Here is a 24,542-nt window from a genome sequence, read left to right on the forward strand (position 1 = left end):
CTTACATCCTTTCCGGAGCCTCAAATCCCAGCAGTTCAATGCTTGTCTCCAGAATTCTCTTTGTCACAAGCAGAAGGGCAATATATCCCTTTCTTGTCTCCTCATTCTCCTCGCCGATGATCTTCACCCCATGATAAAAACGGTTGAATGTATTTGCCAGATCATAAATGTAAGCGCAGATTTTGTGAGGAGCCAGTTCTTCGTGAGCATTTTCGATCACGCTGTTGAATTTTGCATTTTCCAGCATCAGGGCTTTTTCACAGTCTGTCACAGCCTCTTTCACTTTCAGTCCTTCTAAAGAGCCGCCCATCTCCTCATATTTTGCCAAAATAGATTTGATGCGCACAATCGTATACAAAATATACGGCCCTGTGTTCCCTTCAAAAGATGTAAATCTGTCCACGTCAAAAATATAATCTTTGGACGCCTGATTTGATAAATCTCCGTATTTTAAAGCTGACAGTCCTACGATTTCTGCTGTCCTTCTTCCTTCCTCCTCAGAAACTGTGCGGTTTTCTGCAATTTTTTTGTACATCTCCTCATCTATCTCACGGATCAGATTCTCCAACCGCATCACGCCGCCGTCTCTTGTCTTAAATGGTTTGCCATCCTTTCCATTCATGGTTCCAAATCCTAAAAAGGTAAGTTTGGTATCCTCGCCAACAATACCTGTCTTTTTCGCACAACGGAACACCTGGATAAAATGAAGCTCCTGACGCTTATCCACAATATAGATAATCTCATCCGGTTTATACTGCTCTTCTCTCTCCACCAAAGTGGCAAGATCGGTCGTGTCATAAAGGGCAGCCCCGTCTGATTTCAAGATCATACACGGAGGGATTTCCTTTGTGTCTGTCTCTTCCTTGACATCCACAACAAGCGCGCCGTCATCCAGGTGTGCATATCCGTCTTTTTTCATCTTTTCTACCATATCCGGGATATATTTCTGCGCATCGGACTCCCCTTTCCACAGATCAAAAGTTACGTCCAGTTTTCCATAATTCTTCTTTAAATCTTCCACGGAAATGCGCATGATGTGATCCCAGATAGCACGGTAACCTCTGTGCCCGTTCTGCAACAGGAAGGTTGCATGCAAAGCCTCTTCTTTATAATCCGCATGTTCTTTTGCATACGCGCTGGCTGTAGGGTAGATTTCCTCCAGTTCACTGATCGTAAACGGCGCCTCCTCTGGATACTTACCTGTAAAAGTTTCATCAAAATATGGAAGTTCTGGTTTGCGTTTTTTCAACTCCGTGATGATAAGACCCATCTGATAGCCCCAGTCCCCAAGATGAACGTCGCTGATCACCTCATGACCGAGAAATCTTGCAGTTCTTTTGATGCTCTCCCCAATCACTGCGGAGCGAAGATGTCCTACATGAAGCGGCTTTGCCACATTTGGTCCGCCGTAATCCATTAAAATCTTTCTTCTTTCTTTTGCAGCTGCGCCCAATCTCTCATCAGCCTGCATCTGATTCAGATAATCAGCCACAAAAGACTTTTTCAATGTAATATTGATAAATCCCGGTTTTACCATCTGTGCAGACTCAATACAGACACTCTCTCCCAGTCTGTCCACTACATCCTGAGCGATCATAAAAGGCGCTTTTTTATATGCTTTTGCACCTGCCATAGCGCCATTGCACTGATATTCACACAAATCCGGTCTGTTTGACAATGTTACTTTTGCGTATTCTCCGCTGTATCCAGCCTTTTCAAACGCATTCTCCAATTCTTCTGTCAGGAGTTCTGCCAATTGTTTCATATATTTTTCATCCTCCTAATCTTTGGTTTCAATCACTGTTTATCTTTTCTATTCTAGCATAGCCTTGTTCATGCAACAACTCCTTAATTTTAGAAATTCGCCCACTTTTTCTGTTGCAAAATCGATCTCCTGCATCTATAATCAAATAACAGTAATCATTATTAAAATTAGGAGGTTTTTTATGATACTTGGTTCTCATGTGGGAATGAGCGGAAAGGAAATGCTTCTTGGCTCTGCCAAGGAGGCGGTCTCCTACGGCGCAGACACCTTTATGTTCTACACCGGAGCTCCGCAGAACACAAAAAGAAAAGAAATAAATGCTCTTCGCATTGACGAGGCATGGGAATATATGCGCCTGCACGGCATCAACGACATCATTGTCCACGCCCCGTATATCATCAACCTTGCCAACACGGTGAAACCAGAGACTTATGAACTGGCAGTGGAATTTCTTACCCTGGAACTTACACGCGCCCAAGCTTGCAAAAGCCGGACTTTGATCCTGCACCCAGGCTCCCATGTAGGAGCTGGGGAGGATGCCGGGATCGCACAGATCGTAAAAGGTCTCAACAAAGTCCTCACACGCGATATCCAGTGCAACATTGCGCTGGAAACCATGGCCGGGAAGGGTTCTGAAATCGGAAAAACTTTTGAGCAGCTGGCGCGAATTTACGACGGAGTCATCTTCAATGATAAGCTGCGCGTTTGTTTTGACACCTGCCATACAAGCGACAGCGGTTACGACATCATCCATCATTTTGACGATGTCATGGATGAATTTGATCAAATCCTCGGCAAAAACCAGATTGCAGTCTTTCACATCAATGACAGCAAAAACGTGCCGGGAGCTGCAAAGGATCGGCATGCAAATATCGGATTCGGAAACATCGGTTTTGACGCCATTTCCTATATCGTTCATCACCCGGATTTCCAGCACGTTCCGAAAATTTTGGAAACTCCTTATATTCCTTCAGAAAAATTTCCAAAGAAATCTTACGCTCCGTACCGGCATGAAATAGAAATGCTACGGAAAAACCAGTTTGATCCGGATTTAGCCTCGCATATACGAAATGAACAGGAGAAATTCTAAAAGATTTCTAAAAAAATGAACTGCGCCTCCTCTTCCTCTTGACTTTTGCTTTTTTTCACTCCATAATTGTATTAAGTAAGTAATACAGTTGTGGATTATAATTATTAGAAACGAGGTGAGATTTCATGGCATGGGCTTTAAACAATGACCGCCCTATCTATCTTCAGCTCATGGAGCGCATCCAGACAGACATTGTCTCCGGGAAATATAAACCAGGGGAAAAGCTCCCCTCTGTCAGGGAACTGGCTCTTGACGCTGCAGTGAATCCCAATACCATGCAAAAAGCGTTGTCAGAGTTGGAAAGGATAGGTCTTGTCTACTCACAGCGTACAAGCGGACGTTTTATCACGGAGGATGATACAATGTTAAAGGAATTAAAAACATCTCTTGCACATGAACATATTATTGAATTTTTGAAAAAAATGAAACAACTTGGCTTTCAGGAATCAGAAATGCTGGAATTGATCGAACACACCTTAAAGGAGGGGAAATGATGGAACCGATATTGGATTGCCAAAATCTTTCTAAAAAATATGGAAATTTCTTTGCACTCTCCAATCTGACTCTCTCTCTGGAAAAAGGGCAGATTGTCGGCCTTCTCGGGCCAAACGGCAGCGGAAAAACTACGCTTATCAAACTTATCAACGGGCTTCTCACGCCAACTTCCGGGCATGTGCTCATCAATCAGATGGATCCTTGCACACAGACAAAAAAAATTGTCTCCTATCTTCCGGAAAGAGAGTATCTCAATACAAGGATGCGCGTCAAAGAAATCATCTCCTATTTCGATGATTTCTACGATAATTTTGACATGCACCGTGCATACAAAATGCTGGAAAAACTTCAGATCAATCCATCTGCCCGGCTTCGCACACTTTCCAAAGGCACGAAAGAAAAAGTTCAGTTGATCCTTGTCATGAGCAGAGATGCGGATTTGTATGTGCTCGACGAGCCTATCGGGGGTGTGGATCCTGCAGCAAGGGATTACATTTTAAACACTATCATTACAAACTATAATGAAAATGCCACAATTCTCATATCCACGCATCTGATTTCGGATATCGAAAACATTTTGGACCGTGCTGTCTTTATTCAAAATGGAAACCTTGTTCTGAATGAATCTGTGGATGATGTACGGATGAAATACGGGAAATCTGTGGATGCATTATTCAGGGAGGTGTTCCAATGTTAAAAAAATTATTTGTATATGATATGAGAGCGCTCTCCAAGCTGCTGATCATCGCACACATTCCTCTTATATTGCTGGCATTTCTCCTCCGCTTTACTATCGTGGATGCGCTTTCTCACTTGGAAACCAATGACAGTTTTGCAATCTTAGCCGGCGCTTTATTGGTTTTATTTTTCTGCTATCTGGCTGTAGTTGCTTTTTTGACAGAAGTTTACTTTGCCTATTATACTTACAAAAACCTTTTTTCCGATCAGGGCTATCTTACATTGACCCTTCCGGCAACACCGGCGCAACAAGTGGGAGCAAAAGTACTCTCCGGTACAACATGGATTCTGATTGATCAGGTTGTCATCTATCTCAGCTGTGCAATCTGTATTGCCGGAACCAACACCATGTCACTCATTCTGGATGAAATGCAGAAACTCCCAAAAGATTTCTTTCAAAGTTTTTTTGGAATGAGTTTTTCTGAGATTATCGCGTACTTTATGGGCAGTACACTGGTCAATGCTATCACTGCCCCATGCATAATTTTGGGTGCACTCTGCCTTGGACAGCTCTTCAGCAAAAACCGGATTTTGATTGCTGTAGTGACCTATTTTTGTTATTACTTCCTAGTACAGATTGTTGCATCCGGCTATATGGGTTATCAAATGGCATCCACCGCAAATTCCGCAGAAATTTTTGCCGGAACTCCTTATGCAACAACACCTTTACCTGGCATGAAGGGTCTATTCATACTATCTACGATACTTTGTGCAGCTTTTGGGGTTTTGGGATATTTCTTTTCCAATTGGTGTATGAGAAAAAAAATCAATCTTCATTAATATTAAGATTCAAAAAGCAGGAACTGCGGATCACACAAAATCCGCAGTCCTGCTTTTTTTCTAAAAAACGACCTGTACCAAAAACATATACAATACAGTCCCCACTCCGATGCTCAAAAAATTATTCCGTTTCCATACATGCAAAATCACCACCATTGCACAGGCAATCAATTCCGGCAGCCCGTGAGGATTCTTCATCAATGATACTGATTTCAGGCAATAGATGACAAGCATCCCTATAACAGCCGGTGTCAAAACTCTTCCCAAATACCTCACTATAGGCGGGATCGTCTTACCTTTTGGAAACAATAAAAACGGCACGACCCTTGTCCCAAAGGTAGTCAACGCAACTACAACAATAATCAAGAATGACATTCCCACACTTATTGGGAGCATGTTTCTTCCTCCTCTTCTGACTCATATTTAATTTCCGTCTTGTCCAACCGGCTTTTCCCGATAAACAGAACAACCACAATACAGAGCATCGTGGGCAAAGCAAAACTATCAGCACCAAAAACCAAAAGGCAGACAACCGCTGCCACGACTCCAATAACCGCCGGGATACGATTTTGCCTATTCCCCCACTGTTCCACGAAAATGACAAGGAAAAGTGCGGTCATGGCAAAATCAATCCCTTCGGAATTGAACGGAATCAGAGCTCCCGCCAGTGCCCCTATGATGGACCCCATGATCCAGTAAAGTTGATCCAAAAGCGCAATGGCAAACAAAAACTTTTCCTCATCCACCTCTTTTGGAACCTTTGTTGTACACAAAAGTGAGTACGTCTCATCCGTCAGTCCGAAAATCATATACCAACGTTTCTTTCCTATTCGATTAAATTTCTCCAAAAGAGAAATCCCATAAAAAATGTGTCTGATATTCACCATCAATGTCAAAAATATTACCTGAAACAGCGAAATGCCGGGCACAAAAAAATTCACTGCCAAATATTGTCCAGAGCCAGCATACACAAGAAGGCTCATAAGCCCTGCCCAGAGAAAAGAATATCCTTTTTCCGCATACATCACACCAAACGCAATCCCTATGAACAGATACCCTGTGAGCACTGGTACTGTGTACGGAAACGCCTTTCGAAATGCCTTTCCATATCCACCCATCTTTTTCCCTCTTTCTCTTCCGTCAGATTTCACAGAGCGTCAGAAAAAACGCATCTTTAAAAAGCATACTGTTTTCCGCTCTTTTTGTCAAGAAATCAACTTCCCACTTGTATTTTTCATCATAATGTGATAGTCTTGTAAAGTAGCGTTTGTGTCTATAGCTCAGGGGATAGAGCAATGCCCTCCGGAGGCATGTGCGGCGGTTCGAATCCGTCTAGACACGTATAAAGGCTCTGTATCTTATCTATGAGAGATACAGAGCCTTTTTATAATCCAGAAATGTTTTTTACTTTCCTGTATTATAAAAAATTTTGGGAAAGACTGTCCACGTAGTTTTTCTCATAGTTTCTACAGAAAAATTCTTCCCTCCTTATGGCTGTAGTAGTACGCATGGGAAGACAACACTTCCTCCTCTTCCACCTGAGTCTCATTCACCTCCTGTATCATGCAGTCCAGCTGCGGCCTCATCGGGCTTTTACTCTCCGGAATCACGATCACTTCATGGATGCTGCTTGGAAGAATATAGAAATTTTCACCAATTCTTTCGTACACCTTCTCCATAACATGCGGATATAAAATACAGCTGGCTCCAAGATTTTTTGTTTCATTTGACACAATGTACATGTTGTCCACATCATTTTCCGGTGCATCAGTGCCAAGCATCTCAGCAACCGCCTGTTTCATCGTTTTTATTGTACATGGCAGAAGATGGGGACTGTTTTTCATGGCATCTTCATACAGCTCTTCTTTTTCTACTCCCCAGTACCTGAGATGGTCATTGGTAATCGTGACCGTCGCACTTTCATTTTCCTTTGTACTCAGAAGAATATAGAATACAACCGCAAAATCAAGATAAGATACATAGGGTATCCCCTTTAAAAGAGACATGTTTTGCTCCCGGTTGATCAGTTTCATGACCGCTCTTTCCCTGACCGCCTCATAGTCTTTCAGATAGTCCATTTCCCACGACTTCCGAAACCGCACCTCATAATACAATTCCAGGATATGCCGGATGATCTCGTCCATACTCTCTCCCCTCTGAAACTGCTCATAGTATTCTTCCAGATAAATCGTGGGAGAGATATTGATCTCTTTTTCCTGAAAGGTAAGCCCCCTCCTCTCTATTCCATTATTTTTAACTACTGTCTGAATCTGCACGTCCACATCTGCCTTCACAGAATGCCTGATGCCCTCTCTTACTGCGCTTACAAATCTCTGGTAATTCATTAAAATCTCCTCTCATTTTCAAGCGCCCGTTTGTGGAAAAATTTGTACGAATGTACTGGAAATTTAAAGTGATTTGAAATGAATATTATTTTTTAATTATACTCAATCCATCAAGAAAAAGCAAGAGAATGTCAGATACAGCAAACATAGATTGCCTCATCTGACATTCCCCTTATAATCCTTTGCATATTTATTATACGCGGGACAGATATTCTCCTGTACGTGTATCAATCTTCAAAACATCGCCCTGCTCAACAAACAGAGGTACCATGACAGTTGCACCTGTCTCAACCACTGCAGGTTTAGTAGCTCCTGTAGCTGTATCACCTTTGAATCCCGGCTCTGTCTCTGTAATAGCAAGTTCAACAAACAACGGCGGTTCTACTGCAAATACATTGCCATTGTGGGAACAGATTTTTACCATCTCATTTTCTTTTACAAATTTCAAAGAATCGCCGATAGCGTCCTCGTTCAATGCAATCTGGTCATATGTCTCAACATCCATGAAATGGTACAATTCGCCGTCTGAATAGAGATACTGCATGTCTTTTCTTTCGATGTGCGCTTTCGGGAATTTTTCAGTTGGTCTGAATGTTTTTTCAACCACACCACCGCTGATAATATTTTTTAATTTTGTTCTTACGAATGCAGCGCCCTTTCCCGGCTTTACATGCTGAAATTCAATTACCTGATAAATATTTCCTTCAATTTCAATGGTAATACCATTTCTGAAATCTCCTGCTGAAATCATCTAAAAATCCTCCTTAATCGTACTTTACTACATTCCATAGTAAGCCTTTCCAAGTATATACATACTCTTACCGATAATAATTCTATAATATCTGCCTGGTTTTTTCAACCATTACTTTCAGGATTTCCTGTTTATTCCCGATTTATCTGGTCTCTTTTTCTATGTGGAACTCACATTTTTATGATTTGTCCGTTCCAATCATGAATAGTTCCACACATTCCAGATAAACTAACAAAATAACGGAAAGGAGCTGTAAAACATATGATCATCGATAAACGAAAAATTGTGATCGTCGGCACTGGCATGGTTGGAATGAGTTATGCGTACAGCCTTTTAAATCAATCTCTCTGCGATGAGCTAGTGCTGATTGACATTGATAAAAAGCGCGCCAAAGGAGAGGCTATGGATTTAAACCACGGTCTCGCTTTCGCTAATTCTAACATGACCATTTTTGCCGGGGAATATAAGGATTGTGCTGACGCGGATATTGTGGTCATTTGCGCTGGTGTTGCACAAAAACCTTCCGAGACAAGGCTCAACCTTTTAAAACGGAACGCAGAAGTCTTCCGCTCTATCATTGAACCAGTGACATCGTCTGGTTTCAATGGTGTTTTCCTGGTTGCCACGAACCCAGTCGATATTATGACCAGAATCACTTGTACACTGTCCGGATTCAATCCAAGACGGGTCCTCGGAAGCGGGACCGCACTTGATACAGCAAGGCTGCGCTATCTCCTCGGGGAAAAATTAGACGTGGATCCAAGAAATGTCCATGCCTATGTGATAGGGGAACACGGAGACAGTGAATTTGTCCCTTGGAGCCAGGCGCTCCTGGCAACCACACCTATCCTTAAATTTTGTGGGAACGAAATGTATCCCATTTCAAGAGAGAGTCTTCAAAATATTGAGACGGAAGTGCGCACAGCAGCCTACAAGATCATCGATGCCAAACAGGCCACTTATTATGGCATTGGAATGGCACTTGCCAGAATCACAAAAGCAATTCTCGGAAACGAACACAGTGTCCTCACTGTATCTGCCATGTTGCGAGGCGAATATGGACAAAGAGATGTATTTGCAGGTGTTCCTTGTATTATCAATCAAAACGGGATTCAACAGATCTTCCCACTTTCACTGACCGATGAAGAGCTGAAGAAATTAAAAGACTCCTGCGATACTTTGCAGGAAAATTATGAGGGGATTTTTTAAAGTTATGCAAAGTGAACCGACCTCCCAATCTTTAGATTTCTTGTCTAACTTTTTTGGGAGATCGGTTCAAAGTTCAACACATCCTTTTTATGTCTTACTATTTACTCATTATTATTTCCTGTTCTTTCTCTTCATTACGCCCATAACTGCTGCGGAACTGATTGCTCCCATGCAAATCAATACGTAAAGAACGGCCAAGGATGTATCTCCTGTTTTTGCGGATTTTACAGATGCATTTTTATCTGCATGATCTGATGCAGCGCTTGTATCATTCTGTCCGGCATTTGCTTGCTTGCCTTGTGCTGTCTTTAAGATATCGTTTTTTTCGGTCTTTCTATCTTCAGATACGGATACCAGTTTTGCAACTGCATCTTTTAAATTTTCTTCTGCCGCTGTCACAGTTTTCTGATCTGCATTTTCATCAGCAAATACTTCCTGTGCTCTTGCAAGGGCCGTCCTCATCGCTCCAAAGCTTTCTGCCTCATATGCGTCTTCGGAAAGTGCGGATGCCTCATTGATCAAAATCTCTAACGCGCTCTTATCCGGTTTCAGTCTCAAGTTTGCCATTGCCTCAAGAAGTCCTCTCCATGCCTGGTTTACTTCCTCCTGCATTGCATTTCCATCTTCCAATGTTTCTCTTGCAGCTTTGAGAGCATCTATAAACACCTGTTTTCCATCATCCAAGTAGGAATCCAGTCTTCCCTCGATGTCGGCTGCCAGGGCAACTACTTTTTCAAGATCCGCTTTGTCCCCTTGTTTGAAAGAAAGATACTGCATTGCTTTGATCAGGTTCTGCCAACATGTATCCACATCTATCTGTGTGATTCCGGTAACACCTTCATTTACATCTTCAAGCATGTTTTCTGCATCTGCAAGTGCCTGTTCAAAGGTTGCTTTTACAGAGTCGATCACGCCTTCTGTGTCTGCTTTCTTTGCAAGCTCAATCGCATACTGCAAAATATCCAGCCTTAACTCTTCCGGTTTTTCAGTTGCTGCAATGGCCTGGAATTCAAATACACTTGCATAGGCACTTGTATTGCTGCTGCCTGTGACTTCTAATTTCACATAGCGCCCCTTCGTATTTTCGGGCGCTCTGTCCTTATTTAATCCGGCATTTGTATTGTCATTCTTATCTACAACAAGCTGCCATGTCTCCTTATCATTGCTTGTATAGATCTTATATGTATAATAACGATCCGCATTTTTATTGTAGAAATTTGTGACAAATTGAAGAAGATTATACTCTTCTCCCAAATCAATCACCGCACTTTGCGGATAGTTGCTGCTAGATGCAGCCCAGCGGGTTGAATCATTTCCATCGTTGATATAGGATTTGTCATTTTCCGGTTTTTCAATGGAAGTTACTTCCACGGATTTGTTCAACGCTACATTTATATAATCATAGTTGCCTTCACTGTTTTTCACAGTCATAAATTTGGCGTCCGCCCAGTCTGCCCAGTCATGACTGCTGTTTCCATTCGGATCTGTGGCAAGCACAAGTTCTTTTACACCTGCGATCGGAACAGAAATCTTTTGTGGTTCTTTAGATCCGGTGATCACAGTTTCTTTCAATAGTTTCCCATCACCGTAAACATAGAAAGTCATTCCATTACTTTTATCTTGCTTTGTGGCATCTACACCGACTGTAGCCTCAAAAAATTCATATCCTTTGTCTGTCAAATCATAGTACAATTCTCCAGGCGCATCCATACCCATACCTTTTTCATATGTTTGCGTCTTTCCTCCAATGATCAGGTGCATGTCGCTGCCATCGCGGTTTTTATCCTTTTGAACTTTGTCCATCTTATTTCCTTCACCAGTGGATGGATCGTAAGTATCACCATTCCAGGATTTTTCTGAATCATAATCCAAATCACTTACATATGCTGCCAATTCTTTTGTTGCCATCAAATCCTCTACCAGATTTTTGAGCGCATCTTGGATTTCCTTTGTAGCCGCAGCAATCTCAGACTGCTCTGGCTGTGCATTTTCCAAAAGGGTTTCTCCTTTTTCTACCGCTTTTTCAAGAACTGCCCAGCTTTCTTTTGTATAATAACCCGGAACCAGATGGTTTGTTTCGGAAATGGCATCCATCAAAGGCACTGTTAAATTATAAGTATTATATGCCTGATTCAAAATTGCCAATGCCTGTGAGATTTCTTCCTCAGTTGCAGCTGTATTGTCCATGACTGCCTGGGCAGTTTCTTTTTTCTTCTGTAATACTCTCCATGTTTCTGTTTCATAACCCGGAGTTTCAAGCGCATCGACTGTTCTCAATAAATTTTGAAGCGCTGCTTTATCGTAAGATGGAATTTCACTTACATCGCCAAAATCTTCTGCCTTTGTAAGGCGCACAGAGTATCCGTATTTTTCTTTCATGTTATAGATCAAAGTTGTATCTCTGTCAACTAAATATACCTCTTTGAGTAAGGTTTGCGTTTCTTTGGAGGAACTGTTAAATCCTGCATTCGGATCTGCATCCGATCCATCAAAATAGATTTCTGCTACATACTGGCCTTCGTCCAGAAAATCCAACGGGATATTTAAGGTTCTGTCCACTGCCGAGAGACTGCCAATGTACCATCGGCTTGGAATAACTGTTCCATCATTTTTCGTATCGGCAAAACTTTGTCTGGCAATTGTTGCATATTCCTGCATCTTGCCTTCCAAATAAAGTGTATTTTTCCACGTGGCTGGCATATTATCAAAGAAGTCTACGACAGACTTATCCTTTTCTGGGATTTCCATTGTGTTTGTATACCAAAATAAAAGATTCACACCTGTGCGGAACATCAAAGGAGATGCAAGTGCATACCCTTTTGTTGCTTTTCCAGGCCAACAAAATGTATGGTCTGCCGGTCCTTGAATGGTTCTGGTAAAAATTGTAGAAATATCTTCCGGAATACTGACATTTCCTTTCTCCTCGTCCCCATATATACCCTCAGCGGAAAGAAGATTTGGATATGTACGTTCAATTCCTGATGGAACCCATTTATCATGTACGGTTAATACAAGATGATGTCTCGCTGCTGCCTCTACGACTTGCTGCATATATAACTCATCATCCTGGCTGTCGCAATGTACAAATCCTGGCTTGACTCCTGCAACACCCCAGCGCTCAAAGTATTCAAACAATTCATCCGGAGTGAAACGGTAACGTCCTCCTTCTCCAGACATATCATCTGGGAAAAATCTTGTCCCGTTTACATAGAGAATAATACCGACACCTTTTTTGTTCGCATAGTCGCATGCAGCAGGAATATCCAGGTCCACCTGCATGTTCCCTCCATCGCCCAAACTTCCATATTTATTGAATCCTTGCCCTCTCGTATAAAAACAACCTTCACCGTTTTTTAGAAAAGTATTTTCATATTCTTCCGGTCGTGCAAAATACTGTTCCTTAAGGATTTTATCACTCTCATACTTATCTGGCTCAAGTTTGGAAGGATCCAGACGTGGGTCACAGTTTGGATCATTTTCCGGGCCCTGCCATCCAGTATCTAAAAGCAAGTAGCGATAGCCACGTCTTGCAGCCTCATCCACAGCCTGTTCCAAAAATTCATTGTTCAACGCGTTCGCGTCTCCGCCATTTTTATCACTATGCATCAAACGATTCGCAGATCCTGCCTCCACCCAATCAGAAAATGCATACGTGTTTTCATCTGCCGGTTCATTGAGAAGCTGGGAAAGCGTTGCATTTCCTGCCAGATCCGTCAAAGACTCTCCAATGACCATCACTCGCCAAGGAGACACGTCCGGTCCCGCAGGCGCTGTGCAATGTTTGCTTTCCAGGTAAGTTTCATTGGCGCGTACAGTAACGTCCCCTCCAAGTTTTACTTTTGCAGTTCTTGGATTGGAACTGTCATTTTCCAATTTCAAGATAGAATAATTGTCCAAATTTGCCTCGCAGATTGTCATTGCATACCCGTTTTCATAAGTCAACGTCATCGGACGATAAATATTCCCCCCTAAATTGTCAACCGAGGTCTTGGAGGGTTTTGTTTGATTCTGATCTATATGACGGTACGCATACGTTCCTTCCGGAAAGGCAAACTGCGTCTTTTCATCACTGCTGCCAATTATATAATCTTCTTTACCGTCCGGAACATCCGGCAGATCATAGCGAAATGCCACTCCGGTGTCGTAAATACGTGCCTCAACCGTTAAAGTACCATTTTCATTCGTGAGCGGAATAACTGCTTCCTGATACTTGTCTTCCACGGACGCATAATCGCCCACCACCGGCTCCCATGGCTCATTTTCCACATCTTTAATTTTCACTTCTCCCATGGAGAACCCATTTTCAAAACTTCCAATATCATTTGTATTCATTCCCAGTTTGGATTTTTCCACTAGATTATAGCCATTGAGTGTAACCGTGTAATAAGGCGTTCCATCTTCCAGCCAAATTTTCATGGATAATCCGTCGTTCTCATCCGGTGATTCCAAAACGATTTCATCTGCTTTTACATTTCTAGCTTCATCATTGGCAGATGAAAATCCATCTGCCGCCATAACAGGTGATGTCAACCCTAATCCCATTGCTGCAACAAGCAAAAAGGATATTGATCTTTTGATTCCATTTTTCATCTTTTCTTTTTCCTCCTTGTAAAAATTTTCATTCCTTAAATCCCACTTGCCACCTCCTTTGCGGGACATTACTGCTTTTTATAAAGTTACTATATATTCTATTTTAGTATAATCACAAATTATCTGTTAATAAATACAATATTTCACTTTGTTATTATAATATTCTATTTATTGATAATATAGTTCAATTTTTTAGCAAAATAATCCAACTTTTCATTTTTAGAAAACTATCACCTTCATTTCCTTGACAAAAAAAGGCACAAGAATCTAGTTCCTGTACCTTAAAATAGTTTCTTATATCAAAAATATTTTTTCTTTCATGCCACGTGACTCTTTCTTCCTGTTCCACATGTCTTCTCAAATTCTCTTAATTTCTGCTCTGCCTCTTTGTTTAAGTTTACCGGAACCTGAATCTGGACTGTCACGTACTGATCTCCGTGCACATTTGGGTTGCTCATGGAAACAATTCCTTTCCCCCTCAGCCGGATTTTCGTACCGGACTGTGTTCCCTTTTTGATCTTACACAACACTTTTCCACTTAATGTCTCCACCATCGTTTCACCGCCAAGCACCGCGGTCACAAATGGGATTGACACACTGGAATACACATCCATGCCTTTTCTCTCAAATCCAGGTTTAGTGGCAACTGTCACCTTCAAAAACAAATCTCCGGGACTGCCGCCGTTTACTCCCGGCATGCCCTTTCCCCTTAAACGAATACTTTTCCCTGTGTCAATTCCTGCGGGGATGTGTACCTTCAACGACTGTACACTTCCATCCTCTCTCTGCAGCTGAACCACTTTTTCACATCCAAAGGCAGCCTCGTCAAATCCAACCGTAATTTCACTTTGGATATCTGATCCCTTTTGCCGGAATGTTTTTCTGCCAAAACCCCGATCAAAATGACTCCCGGATGGTCCTTTTCCGTGAAAGACATTTCCAAACAGATCATCAAAAATGTCACCCATATCACTGCCTTCAAAATGATACTCACGATATCCGCCGCCCTGATTTCCAAACCCACCAAAATCTCCATAATTTCCATATCCGCCCTGTGCGCTTGTACCGCTTCCATCAAAAGCTGCATGACCAAATCGGTCATACATTTTTTTCTTTTCCGGGTCACTCAACACACCATATGCTTCTGTCACTTCTTTAAACCGCTGCTCTGCACTGGCATTGCCGCCGTTTGTATCCGGATGATATTTCTTCGCCAATTTTCTATAAGCTTTTTTAATCGTATTTTCATCCGCATTTTTATCTACGCCAAGCACTTCGTAATAATCTCTTTTTGCTGTCATATCCAACACCTTCACTTTCCATTCCCAAGACAGTGTTTCAAACTGCCAATTCTACAATGTTTCCAAGAAAGGTCCTATTTTGTAAAATTCCTCCGGAAATCCGGAGGAATGATTTGTTCTATATATAATATAACAGCAATAACATTAGGTGTCAAGTAAATTATTTTACTTCTTTTCCATAGAATATAAGCCCTACTACGCCCGGACCTGCATGCGTTCCAATACTTGGGCTGACATCATTGATGATTACCTTTTTAAAGCCAAGCTGATTCACCAATTCTTTGACATAAACTGCATCTTCCATACAATCCCCATGGACGATCCCTACAATTCTGTCTTTCCCATAATTGTCCAGTTCAAGAGCTTGTTCCATGTTGGACACAAGTGCTTTCAATGCTTTCTTTCTGCCCCGCACTGTGCCAGAGGACTGCAGTTGCCCTTCTTTTGTCACACATAAAAGCGGCTTGATATTGATCACACTTCCCACGATTGCCGTTGTCTTTGAAATTCTTCCTCCCCTTTGCAGGTGGTGAAGGTTGTCCACCGTAAACCAGACATTGACATGTTCTCTCTCTGCCATCAAAAGCTCATATGCCTGCTCCAAGCTTTTTCCCTCTTTTTGCAGCTCCACTGCGCGGTACACAGATACGCCTTCCCCAAGAGATGCATTCAGGGAATCAAACACCAAAATCTTCCTTTCAGGATACTTGTCCATCAGCTGACGAGCCTCAACCATGACATTGTTGCAGCTGCCGCTAAGAGCGCTTGAAAATGCGATATGCAAAATGTCCTTACCTTCCTTTAATATTGTCTCAAATTTTTCGTGAATGACCGCCGGATTATTTGCCATTGATTTGGGCAATTCTCCCTTTCTCATGGTTTCATAAAATTCTTTTGGGGACATGTTCTTCTCATCCCCAAATACCTCTTCACCAAAGGAATAATATTGCGGTATGATCGGAATGTTGTGCTCTGCAATAAATTCCGGCCGCAAATCGGAGTTGGAATCCGTTGTAATCCTATAATCCATATTATCTACTCTCCTGTTCATTTCTTTTTTCTTTTAAAATGATTGTGTTTAGTTCTTTCAATAGTATTGATATGTTTTTCTTGCATCTGATACTCTAAGACTCTTCTTTTCCCTTCTTCCGGCAAACTGAACCGCTCCATAAACTATCTTACTTCCGTATTTTTTGCACCGGCATACTCTAAGGCCAGCCCAACCGTTTCCTGATGCAGCCGTTTGACCTCTTGTTCCAGTTCTGCTTTGATCTGTTCCTCCGCTGTTCTGAATCCTGCCGTGCCAATCCCATTGCTTACACCGGTTCCATAGAATGGCTTGACACTTGTAAGCAAGCTTGCGATTCTTTCTTCATATTCCTTGTTTTCCCTTTTCATCTGACGCAGTTTTCGCACATCACTGATCGCCTCAGCCATCACCTGAAATCTGGGAGACATCCTTACCCTTGTGTTTTCTCCCTCATATTCTCCCGGATATACGAAAAACATATCTCCAGCCTCAAAATATGGATGTGCGTTATCTTCCAATGGTTTTTCACACCATGCGTCATAGGCCCACTTTAGGAACCCATCCGTCCCGCAGGATTCAGCATACCAGATCGTCCATGCAGCCTCTCCTGGGTCACTCATTGAAAAAATTCCGGGATAATCCCCGATCATACTGTAAATACTCGTAAGTTTCCCTTGTGCCCGCCTCTTGACTGTCACGTCCCGGAAAAGAGACAGAGGAATCTTATCTTCCTGTATACTGGAGATATGGGGTGTCACAGTAAACAGCCTGTCCCATATTTCTTTGTTGTAGTGTTCCACAGCGCCACCTACCTTCAATGATTTCCCTTTCTCATTTTGAATACTCTCAATCAAACCCAACGCTGTTTCCATTTCCGTCATCGGCCTCTCATCCATGGCAAGTATGATCCGTTCAAACCATCCCTTTTGTTCCAGATGTTTTACAAAATCTTTTAGAAAGGACTCCCAGGCATTTTTCCAGATTTGTGTCCCCGGCGCTGCCTTTTGTACTTTTTCCTCCCCGTCTTGCGTATACCGCAAAATATTTTCCCACGGAACAATCGAATAGCATTCTATATAAGAGACCTTGACTTCCCGAAATAAAAATTCTGCCCATTTATCAAAGTCATGATAGTCAAACTTCCATGTCTTCCCCTCTTTTTTCCATTTTACCATGGAAGGATACTCACAATAAGTCTGGTGATACCAGGGCTCTTCCACAATCGAGGCAGTCCCTGTTTTCCCGCCGTTTTCTATGTAGGGTTTCATCTGGTTTTTCATAATAGACAGATGCTCGTCGGAAAAGGGAGTAACATGATAGTAATCTGCACTTGCATAAGGATACTGCCATAAATTCAGGTAATAATCCTCCGATTCTTTCAATATCAGATTCAAAACCCTGATATTCAAAATCAGCTCCAGTTCCTCGCCGTTTCCAAGAAAAATCTTAATTTTCCCCTTATAAATACCGGGGATTGCGTTTTTTGATACAGTAACTGTAATCCAAACCGGCTGTACCACGTTTCCACCTGTTTCTAACATCAGGTTTTCCTCTATATCCGGCCCGTAAATAACATCTGCACTGTAACTCCTATTCCCCTCAGGCACTTCCGGCAATTCAAATGGACGGGGATTCGGTATCCAGTTGCTGCCTGTATAGGTACTGATATATTTTTGAAAACTAGCTTTCACCAGGATTTCTGCTGCTTTTTTCCCTGTTTCATCAACAACCTCTGTAACTGTAATATGCGCCTCTTTGATTCCTCTCTCCGCAAGAAGTATGGCTGCAGCATTTCCCCTGTCGTTTTTCCACAGCACCATACTATTTTCTGTATTTACATGCTTTGCATACGCATGGTATTGCTTTGGATCTGCCAGCCTTTCTTTTGAAATATAAGTGCAGCACGCTTTCATCATGATATCCATTCCTTTCCCTGAATATAACTAAGCAACACTCTTTGTCCATTAATATCAGTATAAGAGCCGTCAAAGATAAATTCAATACTATATCAGCTGCACAATTTATTTATGCAGTATGTAAGTACACTGGCAGGCGTCTTTGCGATCCGTTCCTGCCAATATACATTTTCTCATCATCTATCGTGTCTGCCCGTTTTCCAGCACACGTATATAGTGGTTGGCTTCCCTGAGTATATGATCTGACAGAAACGGAAGAATGATAGAAGAAATCTGACAGTCCAGGATCCCCTATGTGCCAGCTGCTTTAAAATCGCGGTATTTCAATGTTTCTCTTAATATTCTTTCACTCATGTTATTGGCACGTGAATCCTGCCGGCATGCCATTTCAAGAAGTTTTGCATAATCTTTCGAAAAATTGTGGGCTGTTTCGTACAAACTCTGATAGCAAATATTCCTATTTCCAAGCAGCTGCTCTACGATTTCACGGTACAACTTGGTTTCCCGGATAATATGCTGGATGAGAAACGGATAGCTGGCAGTAAAAAGCTGCCCGTTGTTTACTTTGCCAAGTATACACTCCTTAAAGTGGATGAATTCATTCAGCAGACGGAATGCGCGTTCATCGATTCTCATAACCGACTGAAACAGAGAACGATTTTCATGCCGTATATGACTGCATTCCAATTGCCGTGTCATTTCTGTAATTTTGCTGTTAATAGGAATTCCGGTTAATGCCTCTGTCTTCTTTTCGGCAAAAAGGGTAAACTCGGTAACCATCTTGCGCGCAATAAACTTCGCAAATTATTACTTCCCGGCTTTTCCACACGACGCAGTCCGAACTGCTTTATAGCTTATTTTCTCTTTTCCCGATAATCAGGACACTTTCTGGAGATTTGTTTTGTCTCCCTGCATTCTATACATTTACCTGGCAAGCCACTTCTTCTCCTTTTACACAGTTTGTGAAATAACGTCCTTCCACACCATCCTGTGTCGGATAAATCTGCGGCGTCATAGATGCCAGAGTTTCCTGTGCAACCTTCCGAACCGGATTCATTCCCTCAAGATCAACTTGTGCTGTCTGCGGCTCATAATCAAAACGAACACAGTCAAAGTCCGCATAAATTTCTTCGCTTCAGTTTTGGCTGCCCGTAGATACTGTGATTCCAAATTTCGGATGTTCATAATTTGCAGCCGTTGTACCAAGGTTTATCCATAAAGTTCTGTCCGGGCTTGCACAACCGGTGAAAGTATGTCCCACTTTCTTTTTTCTCAGATCAATAGTCAGTGTGTCCCCAAATATTTTTTTGATTTGGTTTCCTGACACTTCCTATTTCCTGAAAACGCATAAAGGTTTTATTGTCAATATAAATTTTATCACCGACATTGTGGAATGCTGTTTTCGACTTGCGGATCAAATATCGAACCAATCGGCTATGCAAAAAGTTGTTCATTCATAAAAAATTTTTGAGCTCTTTCAGAAATATCTCCGCCTCTCTGGAAAACACCTGGTTATGTTTCCAAATGATACGCATTGGAGACTCCATAGCTGGATGGATTGGACGGAAACACAAAATACTGTCGGAGCCTGTGTGTATCAATTTATCAAACCCCAGCGCATATCCAACACCTTCTCTTACGAGGATGGACGCATTAAACAATAGGTCATAAGTTGCTGCTACGTTTAATTTTTCTTTATTTTTCCGAAACCAATCCGGCAGTTCACTTGTAATTCCCTGTCTGGAAAGAATCAGCGGAAGTTCCAAAAGCTCGTCCAGTTCAATCACATTTTTCGCAACCAGCGGACTGTCCTTTCTCATGATCAGCCCCCAGTTATCTCTATACGGAATTTCCAGATGGGCATATTTAGAAACATCCACATTCTGGACAACAACCGCAAAATCCAGCAGCCCCTTATCCAGCCGCTCCGTCACTCTTTCTGCGTTTCCGCTGTATAAATGATACTGAATCTTCGGAAACCGCATCTGTACCTCCCGGATCGCTTTTGCTACGTAGGACATTCCTTCAGATTCTGCACAACCAATATAAATATCTCCCCCATCAAAATCATTCATCATTTCAAACTCTGCCGCTGTTTTGTCAACCATACTCAGGATATCTTCCGCACGTTTATATAATATTTTGCCTTCCTCAGTCAGATGGATATTATAATTTCCCCGAATAAAGAGTTTTTGTCCCAGTTCTTCCTCCAACCCTTTAAGCTGCCTGGATAAAGTAGGCTGTGTCACATGAAGGTTCTCTGCTGCCCGAGTCATGCTTCCTTCTTTTGCTGTTTCCATAAAATATCTTAAAACCCTGATCTCCATTCTCTTTTCCCTTCCTTGTATTCTTTTTACACCGTAAAATTTCAATTAACCTATGTCAATCATAGCAGGTACAGATATGCCTTTCAAGAATATCTGGTAATAATAAATAGGTATTCGACATTACTAATGATCTTTTTTATAATAATCTTGTAAATCACAAACAAATGCAAGGAGGAATTTCCCATGGAGACAAAAGAGTTTCTTTCATATATGGACAGCGGAAAGGAAGTAACCGCAGGCTCCGAAGTCCACCAGTACATGACAGAACTTTCCCAAAAGGCACTCCAAATTACGGCTGATTTAAACAATCGCTATCATACTCCGGAAGAACTTTTGACAATTATGAGAGACCTGACCGGAAGACATATCGATGAATCCTTTTCCATGTTCCCGCCATTCTATACAGACTGCGGGAAAAACTTGAAAATCGGGAAACACGTTTTCATCAATTCCGGCTGTAAGTTTCAGGACCAGGGCGGCATCAGCATAGGGGACGGCACACTGATCGGGCATAACGTTGTCCTCGCCACGCTCAATCACAGTCAGGATGCGGCAAAACGAGGAAACTTACTCCCCGCTCCTATCAAAATCGGAAAGAATGTCTGGATAGGTGCAAACGCAACAATCTGTCCCGGTGTAATTATCGGCGATGGGGCCATCATTGCCGCCGGAGCTGTAGTCAATAAAGATGTGCCTGATAATACGGTAGTCGGTGGTGTACCGGCAAAACTGATAAAAAAATAAATATACAGGAGCAAAGCAATGAATAAAAAAATATTGATCATTTCTACAAGTTCACGCCTGGAGCCGTGCCGTAAGTGGACTGGAGGGCTGGATCGAATGTTTTGATAAGTCCCATCTTGCCGGCGTTGTTTTTGGAGGCGGCGTTACAAATCCCGGAGAAATCAACGAGAACCATTCAGCTATGAAAAAAGCGTATGAAATGGGAAAAGAGCTTTCATAAAAAATTTTCTGTTATTTTGAAGGAGTGGCCACAATTGAAAAAGTCATATTTTATGATTCTCACAGCACTCATTTTTCTTCTTTCTTCATGTGGGGTTTCTCACCCAGAACAGCAGGAATCCCACTTAAGGGCAGAGCCCTTGTCCAAAGCCAAGGCGTCTGAAAAAACGAAAGGAAATGAAGAAATGGAAACTAAAAAGATCAAGGTTCAAATTGACAATTTCATTTTTACAGCAACATTAGAAAATAACACTGCCACAAAGGAGCTGATTGATTTGCTGGAAGAGGAACCGATTACGATTGAAATGACAGATTATGCAGGTATGGAAAAAGTAGGTCCTCTTGGTGCAACTCTTACTGCCACCAATGAACCTACCACTACTCATTCCGGTGATATTGTTTTATATAATGGAGATCATATTGTTCTGTTTTATGGCACAAATTCCTGGAGTTATACAAGACTTGGAAAAATAGATGATTTGTCAAACTGGAAAGAAGCTCTTGGGACCAAAGATATAACCATTGTCCTTTCTTTATCTGATTAAATCATTCAGTTGTCCCTCTTTCTCTTTTATATTATTCTCAACAGCACTTTCATGTAGAATTGATGTAATCCGTCAACGTCACATAAAGCGTATCCCGAACTTTGATCCCCTCTTCTCTGACTGATACCACAACTTTACCTGCAATTTCCAGATACTTTTCTGATATCTCTTTTACTCCTTTTTGAAATCGGTAATTATCTTCCGCATTCTTAAGACAGTAAATCTTTTCAACAAGACAATACTGCTTTTTTATGCAAAAGGCACCCTCTCGGATGCCTTAAACTTGCCTGTTCTTAGGTTCCACTGCTTCAGATCGGACATTGTGTGTCTGGTTCTGGTTCTCTGGCTTTACCTTTTGTGTTATACTGTTGAACTTTTCCAGGCTCTTTTGCCTGCTCTGCCTTTCCTTCTGCTTTTTGTTCACACCTACCACCTCAAAGATAGTATGCGTAAATACAAAAAATCTATGTGCGAAAAAACAAGATGATATGAAAATCAGTGCAATGCCGGAGCCGACTATGATCCATTGTAATGGCATGACATCTGCCATGAAATACACACACTCCTGTAAGCAAGGTGTTATTTCGACTTTTGATCCCCCAGGCAATGCACAGAACCCCGCCTGCCATCATTCCTCCAACTCCGCACATCTCAACTGCTGTCAGATACCAATAAGTATTTCCATAGTCTCTGCTCACAAATAAGCCTGATAAAATTGTTTTCTTTTCATTATTCTTGCTTTCAATACTGTTTCTGTTACTGCCTTACCCTCTTGTGTAATCTCAGCTTGGAACAAGGTTCCTAATATTATAAAAGTTTTATTTTTCAAAAATCAACTCAATCTTTCTAAGACTGCCATGTGCGTCAATTTCCGTAGGGATAAAACCTACATAAGAATATCCCTGTTCTGCATATTTGTTTATAATTTCTTTTGGTTCAGAAATGCAAAGAAATAAGACACCTTTTGATTTATATTTCACTTCAACATATTTATACTCTTTCATATCAGATACCACCTTTCGATTATCCAAATGTTATCCATCCCCCAACTCCCTTTAAATACCTTTTTTAATTTCTTGTTCTTTTTTCTTCTTGCGTTCTTTATATATCTTATTTCTTAATGGAATACCTCCACATAACAGCAATACGACAGCTAATATTGTCAAATCCATAAAGCGACCTCCTCTTTAAAGTTCTTTCTTATTCATAATAGAAATACTAATTTTCATAGATACTAATAAAATTGCCAGAGCAATAATGATTGCAAATATAACTGCCATGCCCATGCTTACTGTTGGTAATGTATTAAATACATTAACTATATCAACATTGAAAATAGCTTTTGCTCCTTTTACAACCATAATACCGATAATAGCTAAAATTCCGAATGCTCCAATCATAGCAATTCTTCCTTTTTCACCACCAAATTTAAGCTGGAAAGGAAGCATTATTGCTTGAATTACAATCATGATAGGCAAGATTAGCAACGCAATCATTATTAAATCTGTAATAGTTAATGTCCCTTTAAATACCGTCGCTATCATTCCTAATATGGTTGCAAAAATCCATGTACCACACCCGGCCAACAACCCAAGGCAATATTTTTCCATTACATAGCTGGTACGGGTAATAGGCAATGTGAATAAAAATGCATTACCATTATCAAATTCATCATAACTTACTGTACTTAATGTAAACAACGATACAATAAAAATCAAAAAAGCTAACGGAAATGTCACATCATTTGTAAATACAATCATTCCGATTGCAATCACTAAAATTAACAAAAAGAAATTTTTTTGCAACTTCATTAATTTAAAGTCTTTTACTAACAATCCTTTCATTGCTCGTTCCCCCTTACCATCATGGTAATAACTTCGTCTATTGTGCCTTTTTGAATCGCTATTTTAGGATAGTTCTCCATATAATACTGCTTTTGATTTGTTAAGCAACTGTATCCATATACTTCTTTTTTTGAACGTAAGATAAACTGTTTATCCAGTTCGCCATATTGTTTCTCATCTACTTTTAACAAAGCGTAATCACTCAATAATACGTCCGTATCTTCATGCAGAATGATTTTTCCATCATGTATCATATAAAGATCATCACACAATGACTCTAAATCACTGGATATATGAGAACTAATCAAAATGGAACGTTCTTCATCTTTCTCTAAAAATTCTCTTAGCATTTCCAGTAATTCATCTCTTGCGATTACGTCCAAGCCTGCCGTAGGCTCATCTAATATCAACAATTTTGCGTTATGTGAAATAGCAATCAACACTTTAAGTTTTGCTTTCATCCCTGTTGAAAAATCTTTTATCTTTTTATCCAGAGGTAATTGAAATCTCTGAACCTGCTCAATAAAGAAAGACTTGTCGAATTTTGAATACATATTCTGCAATACCGGAATAATATCTTTTATTCTCAAATATCCACTAAAACCGGAGTCAGACAATACAATCCCTAATTCTTCTTTATCCTTTGTTGTAAAGTCTTTGATGTCTTTCCCAAATATTGTGATATTCCCACCGTCGATTGAAATCAATCCTAATATTGACTTAAATGTCGTGCTTTTTCCTGCTCCATTTTGCCCGATTAGACCAGTCACACAACCTTGCATAATTTCTAAAGAACAATCAAGAAAGAAATTATTATAATGCTTTTTTAAATGCTCAATTTTTAACATATATA

24 protein-coding genes and 1 tRNA gene are annotated in these 24,542 nt (G+C 41.1%); 8 read left to right on the forward strand and 17 right to left on the reverse strand.

The annotated features are described in order from the left end of the window. Position 1: 1 nt before the first annotated feature. Positions 2 to 1,765, reverse strand: a complete 1,764-nt coding sequence (gene argS, locus B5F18_RS05785) for an arginine--tRNA ligase (protein WP_087156723.1) — start codon at positions 1,763 to 1,765, stop codon at positions 2 to 4. A gap of 181 nt (positions 1,766 to 1,946) precedes the next feature. Between argS and B5F18_RS05790 the strand changes: the two genes are divergently transcribed. The 4 genes from B5F18_RS05790 to B5F18_RS05805 all read left to right on the forward strand — a co-directional run bounded on the left by B5F18_RS05790 (position 1,947) and on the right by B5F18_RS05805 (position 4,868). Continuing rightward, a complete protein-coding gene (locus B5F18_RS05790) occupies positions 1,947 to 2,855 on the forward strand; it encodes a deoxyribonuclease IV (protein WP_087156724.1) in 909 nt (302 codons plus the stop codon). Between the two features lie 125 nt (positions 2,856 to 2,980). Beyond that, the gene (locus B5F18_RS05795; RefSeq protein WP_087156725.1) at positions 2,981 to 3,349 is read left to right on the forward strand and encodes a GntR family transcriptional regulator; all 369 of its coding nucleotides are present in this window, start codon (positions 2,981 to 2,983) and stop codon (positions 3,347 to 3,349) included. Further along, positions 3,349 to 4,047 carry an ABC transporter ATP-binding protein gene (locus B5F18_RS05800; protein WP_087156726.1) on the forward strand — a complete coding sequence of 233 codons (699 nt, stop codon included), beginning with the start codon at positions 3,349 to 3,351 and terminating at the stop codon, positions 4,045 to 4,047. The genes B5F18_RS05795 and B5F18_RS05800 overlap by 1 nt, the downstream gene beginning before the upstream one ends. Then, positions 4,041 to 4,868 (forward strand): hypothetical protein, encoded by an 828-nt coding sequence (locus B5F18_RS05805; protein WP_087156727.1) that lies wholly within the window; start codon positions 4,041 to 4,043, stop codon positions 4,866 to 4,868. The genes B5F18_RS05800 and B5F18_RS05805 overlap by 7 nt, the downstream gene beginning before the upstream one ends. 60 nt (positions 4,869 to 4,928) lie before the next feature. On the opposite strand, the gene B5F18_RS05810 is transcribed toward B5F18_RS05805, so the two are convergent. Both B5F18_RS05810 and B5F18_RS05815 read right to left on the reverse strand, forming a co-directional pair. After that, entirely contained in the window at positions 4,929 to 5,264 is a 336-nt protein-coding gene (locus B5F18_RS05810) for a branched-chain amino acid transporter permease (protein WP_087156728.1), read from the reverse strand. After that, positions 5,252 to 5,986, reverse strand: a complete 735-nt coding sequence (locus tag B5F18_RS05815) for an AzlC family ABC transporter permease (RefSeq protein WP_087156729.1) — start codon at positions 5,984 to 5,986, stop codon at positions 5,252 to 5,254. Before B5F18_RS05815 ends, B5F18_RS05810 begins: the two co-directional genes overlap by 13 nt. Before the next feature lie 151 nt (positions 5,987 to 6,137). Between B5F18_RS05815 and B5F18_RS05820 the strand changes: the two genes are divergently transcribed. Next, positions 6,138 to 6,209: transfer RNA gene (locus B5F18_RS05820), tRNA-Arg, on the forward strand. Between the two features lie 125 nt (positions 6,210 to 6,334). Here the strand turns inward: B5F18_RS05820 and B5F18_RS05825 are convergent. Both B5F18_RS05825 and efp read right to left on the reverse strand, forming a co-directional pair. Continuing rightward, positions 6,335 to 7,213, reverse strand: coding sequence for a DUF5688 family protein (locus tag B5F18_RS05825; RefSeq protein ID WP_242955813.1), 879 nt, complete (start codon positions 7,211 to 7,213; stop codon positions 6,335 to 6,337). Between the two features lie 193 nt (positions 7,214 to 7,406). Further along, entirely contained in the window at positions 7,407 to 7,964 is a 558-nt protein-coding gene (gene efp, locus B5F18_RS05830; RefSeq protein WP_087156731.1) for an elongation factor P, read from the reverse strand. Positions 7,965 to 8,225: 261 nt separating this feature from the next. On the opposite strand from efp, the gene B5F18_RS05835 reads away from it, so the two are divergent. Further along, positions 8,226 to 9,173 (forward strand): L-lactate dehydrogenase, encoded by a 948-nt coding sequence (locus tag B5F18_RS05835; RefSeq protein WP_087156732.1) that lies wholly within the window; start codon positions 8,226 to 8,228, stop codon positions 9,171 to 9,173. A gap of 111 nt (positions 9,174 to 9,284) precedes the next feature. Here the strand turns inward: B5F18_RS05835 and B5F18_RS05840 are convergent, their stop codons facing one another. From B5F18_RS05840 to B5F18_RS05875, 8 genes are all read right to left on the reverse strand, one after another. Further along, on the reverse strand, positions 9,285 to 13,763 hold the full coding sequence (locus tag B5F18_RS05840; protein WP_162607545.1) for a glycoside hydrolase family 97 N-terminal domain-containing protein: 4,479 nt from the start codon (positions 13,761 to 13,763) through the stop codon (positions 9,285 to 9,287). A gap of 317 nt (positions 13,764 to 14,080) precedes the next feature. Further along, positions 14,081 to 15,064, reverse strand: coding sequence for a DnaJ C-terminal domain-containing protein (locus B5F18_RS05845; protein ID WP_087156734.1), 984 nt, complete (start codon positions 15,062 to 15,064; stop codon positions 14,081 to 14,083). A 160-nt stretch (positions 15,065 to 15,224) separates the two neighbouring features. Next, complete coding sequence (locus B5F18_RS05850) at positions 15,225 to 16,094, reverse strand: DegV family protein (RefSeq protein WP_087156735.1); 870 nt, start codon at positions 16,092 to 16,094, stop codon at positions 15,225 to 15,227. A 143-nt stretch (positions 16,095 to 16,237) separates the two neighbouring features. After that, positions 16,238 to 18,010 carry a DUF4091 domain-containing protein gene (locus tag B5F18_RS05855; protein ID WP_162607546.1) on the reverse strand — a complete coding sequence of 591 codons (1,773 nt, stop codon included), beginning with the start codon at positions 18,008 to 18,010 and terminating at the stop codon, positions 16,238 to 16,240. A 180-nt stretch (positions 18,011 to 18,190) separates the two neighbouring features. Further along, entirely contained in the window at positions 18,191 to 18,298 is a 108-nt protein-coding gene (locus tag B5F18_RS13060) for a DUF2935 domain-containing protein (protein ID WP_087156781.1), read from the reverse strand. 3 nt (positions 18,299 to 18,301) lie between these two features. After that, entirely contained in the window at positions 18,302 to 18,709 is a 408-nt protein-coding gene (locus B5F18_RS05865; protein ID WP_162607547.1) for a DUF2935 domain-containing protein, read from the reverse strand. 436 nt (positions 18,710 to 19,145) lie between these two features. Further along, positions 19,146 to 19,337 (reverse strand): hypothetical protein, encoded by a 192-nt coding sequence (locus tag B5F18_RS05870; RefSeq protein ID WP_087156738.1) that lies wholly within the window; start codon positions 19,335 to 19,337, stop codon positions 19,146 to 19,148. Between the two features lie 127 nt (positions 19,338 to 19,464). Further along, on the reverse strand, positions 19,465 to 20,337 hold the full coding sequence (locus B5F18_RS05875; RefSeq protein WP_087156739.1) for a LysR family transcriptional regulator: 873 nt from the start codon (positions 20,335 to 20,337) through the stop codon (positions 19,465 to 19,467). A 183-nt stretch (positions 20,338 to 20,520) separates the two neighbouring features. On the opposite strand from B5F18_RS05875, the gene B5F18_RS05880 reads away from it, so the two are divergent. Together B5F18_RS05880 and B5F18_RS05885 are read left to right on the forward strand one after the other, a co-directional pair. Next, positions 20,521 to 21,081, forward strand: a complete 561-nt coding sequence (locus B5F18_RS05880) for a sugar O-acetyltransferase (RefSeq protein WP_087156740.1) — start codon at positions 20,521 to 20,523, stop codon at positions 21,079 to 21,081. Positions 21,082 to 21,275: 194 nt separating this feature from the next. Next, complete coding sequence (locus B5F18_RS05885) at positions 21,276 to 21,845, forward strand: cyclophilin-like fold protein (protein ID WP_087156741.1); 570 nt, start codon at positions 21,276 to 21,278, stop codon at positions 21,843 to 21,845. 277 nt (positions 21,846 to 22,122) lie between these two features. Here B5F18_RS05885 and B5F18_RS12405 read toward each other — a convergent pair whose 3' ends face one another. The 4 genes from B5F18_RS12405 to B5F18_RS05905 all read right to left on the reverse strand — a co-directional run bounded on the left by B5F18_RS12405 (position 22,123) and on the right by B5F18_RS05905 (position 24,537). Next, positions 22,123 to 22,395: a hypothetical protein gene (locus tag B5F18_RS12405; RefSeq protein WP_143468376.1), complete on the reverse strand. Its 273-nt coding sequence runs from the start codon at positions 22,393 to 22,395 to the stop codon at positions 22,123 to 22,125. Between the two features lie 268 nt (positions 22,396 to 22,663). Next, positions 22,664 to 22,849 (reverse strand): DUF4177 domain-containing protein, encoded by a 186-nt coding sequence (locus tag B5F18_RS05895; protein ID WP_087156743.1) that lies wholly within the window; start codon positions 22,847 to 22,849, stop codon positions 22,664 to 22,666. Between the two features lie 183 nt (positions 22,850 to 23,032). After that, positions 23,033 to 23,689 (reverse strand): ABC-2 transporter permease, encoded by a 657-nt coding sequence (locus tag B5F18_RS05900; protein ID WP_087156744.1) that lies wholly within the window; start codon positions 23,687 to 23,689, stop codon positions 23,033 to 23,035. After that, the gene (locus B5F18_RS05905; protein ID WP_087156745.1) at positions 23,686 to 24,537 is read right to left on the reverse strand and encodes an ATP-binding cassette domain-containing protein; all 852 of its coding nucleotides are present in this window, start codon (positions 24,535 to 24,537) and stop codon (positions 23,686 to 23,688) included. The genes B5F18_RS05900 and B5F18_RS05905 overlap by 4 nt, the downstream gene beginning before the upstream one ends. Positions 24,538 to 24,542 lie beyond the last annotated feature (5 nt).

It is taken from the genome of Lachnoclostridium sp. An181 (assembly GCF_002160325.1).
Lineage (GTDB): Bacteria > Bacillota > Clostridia > Lachnospirales > Lachnospiraceae > An181.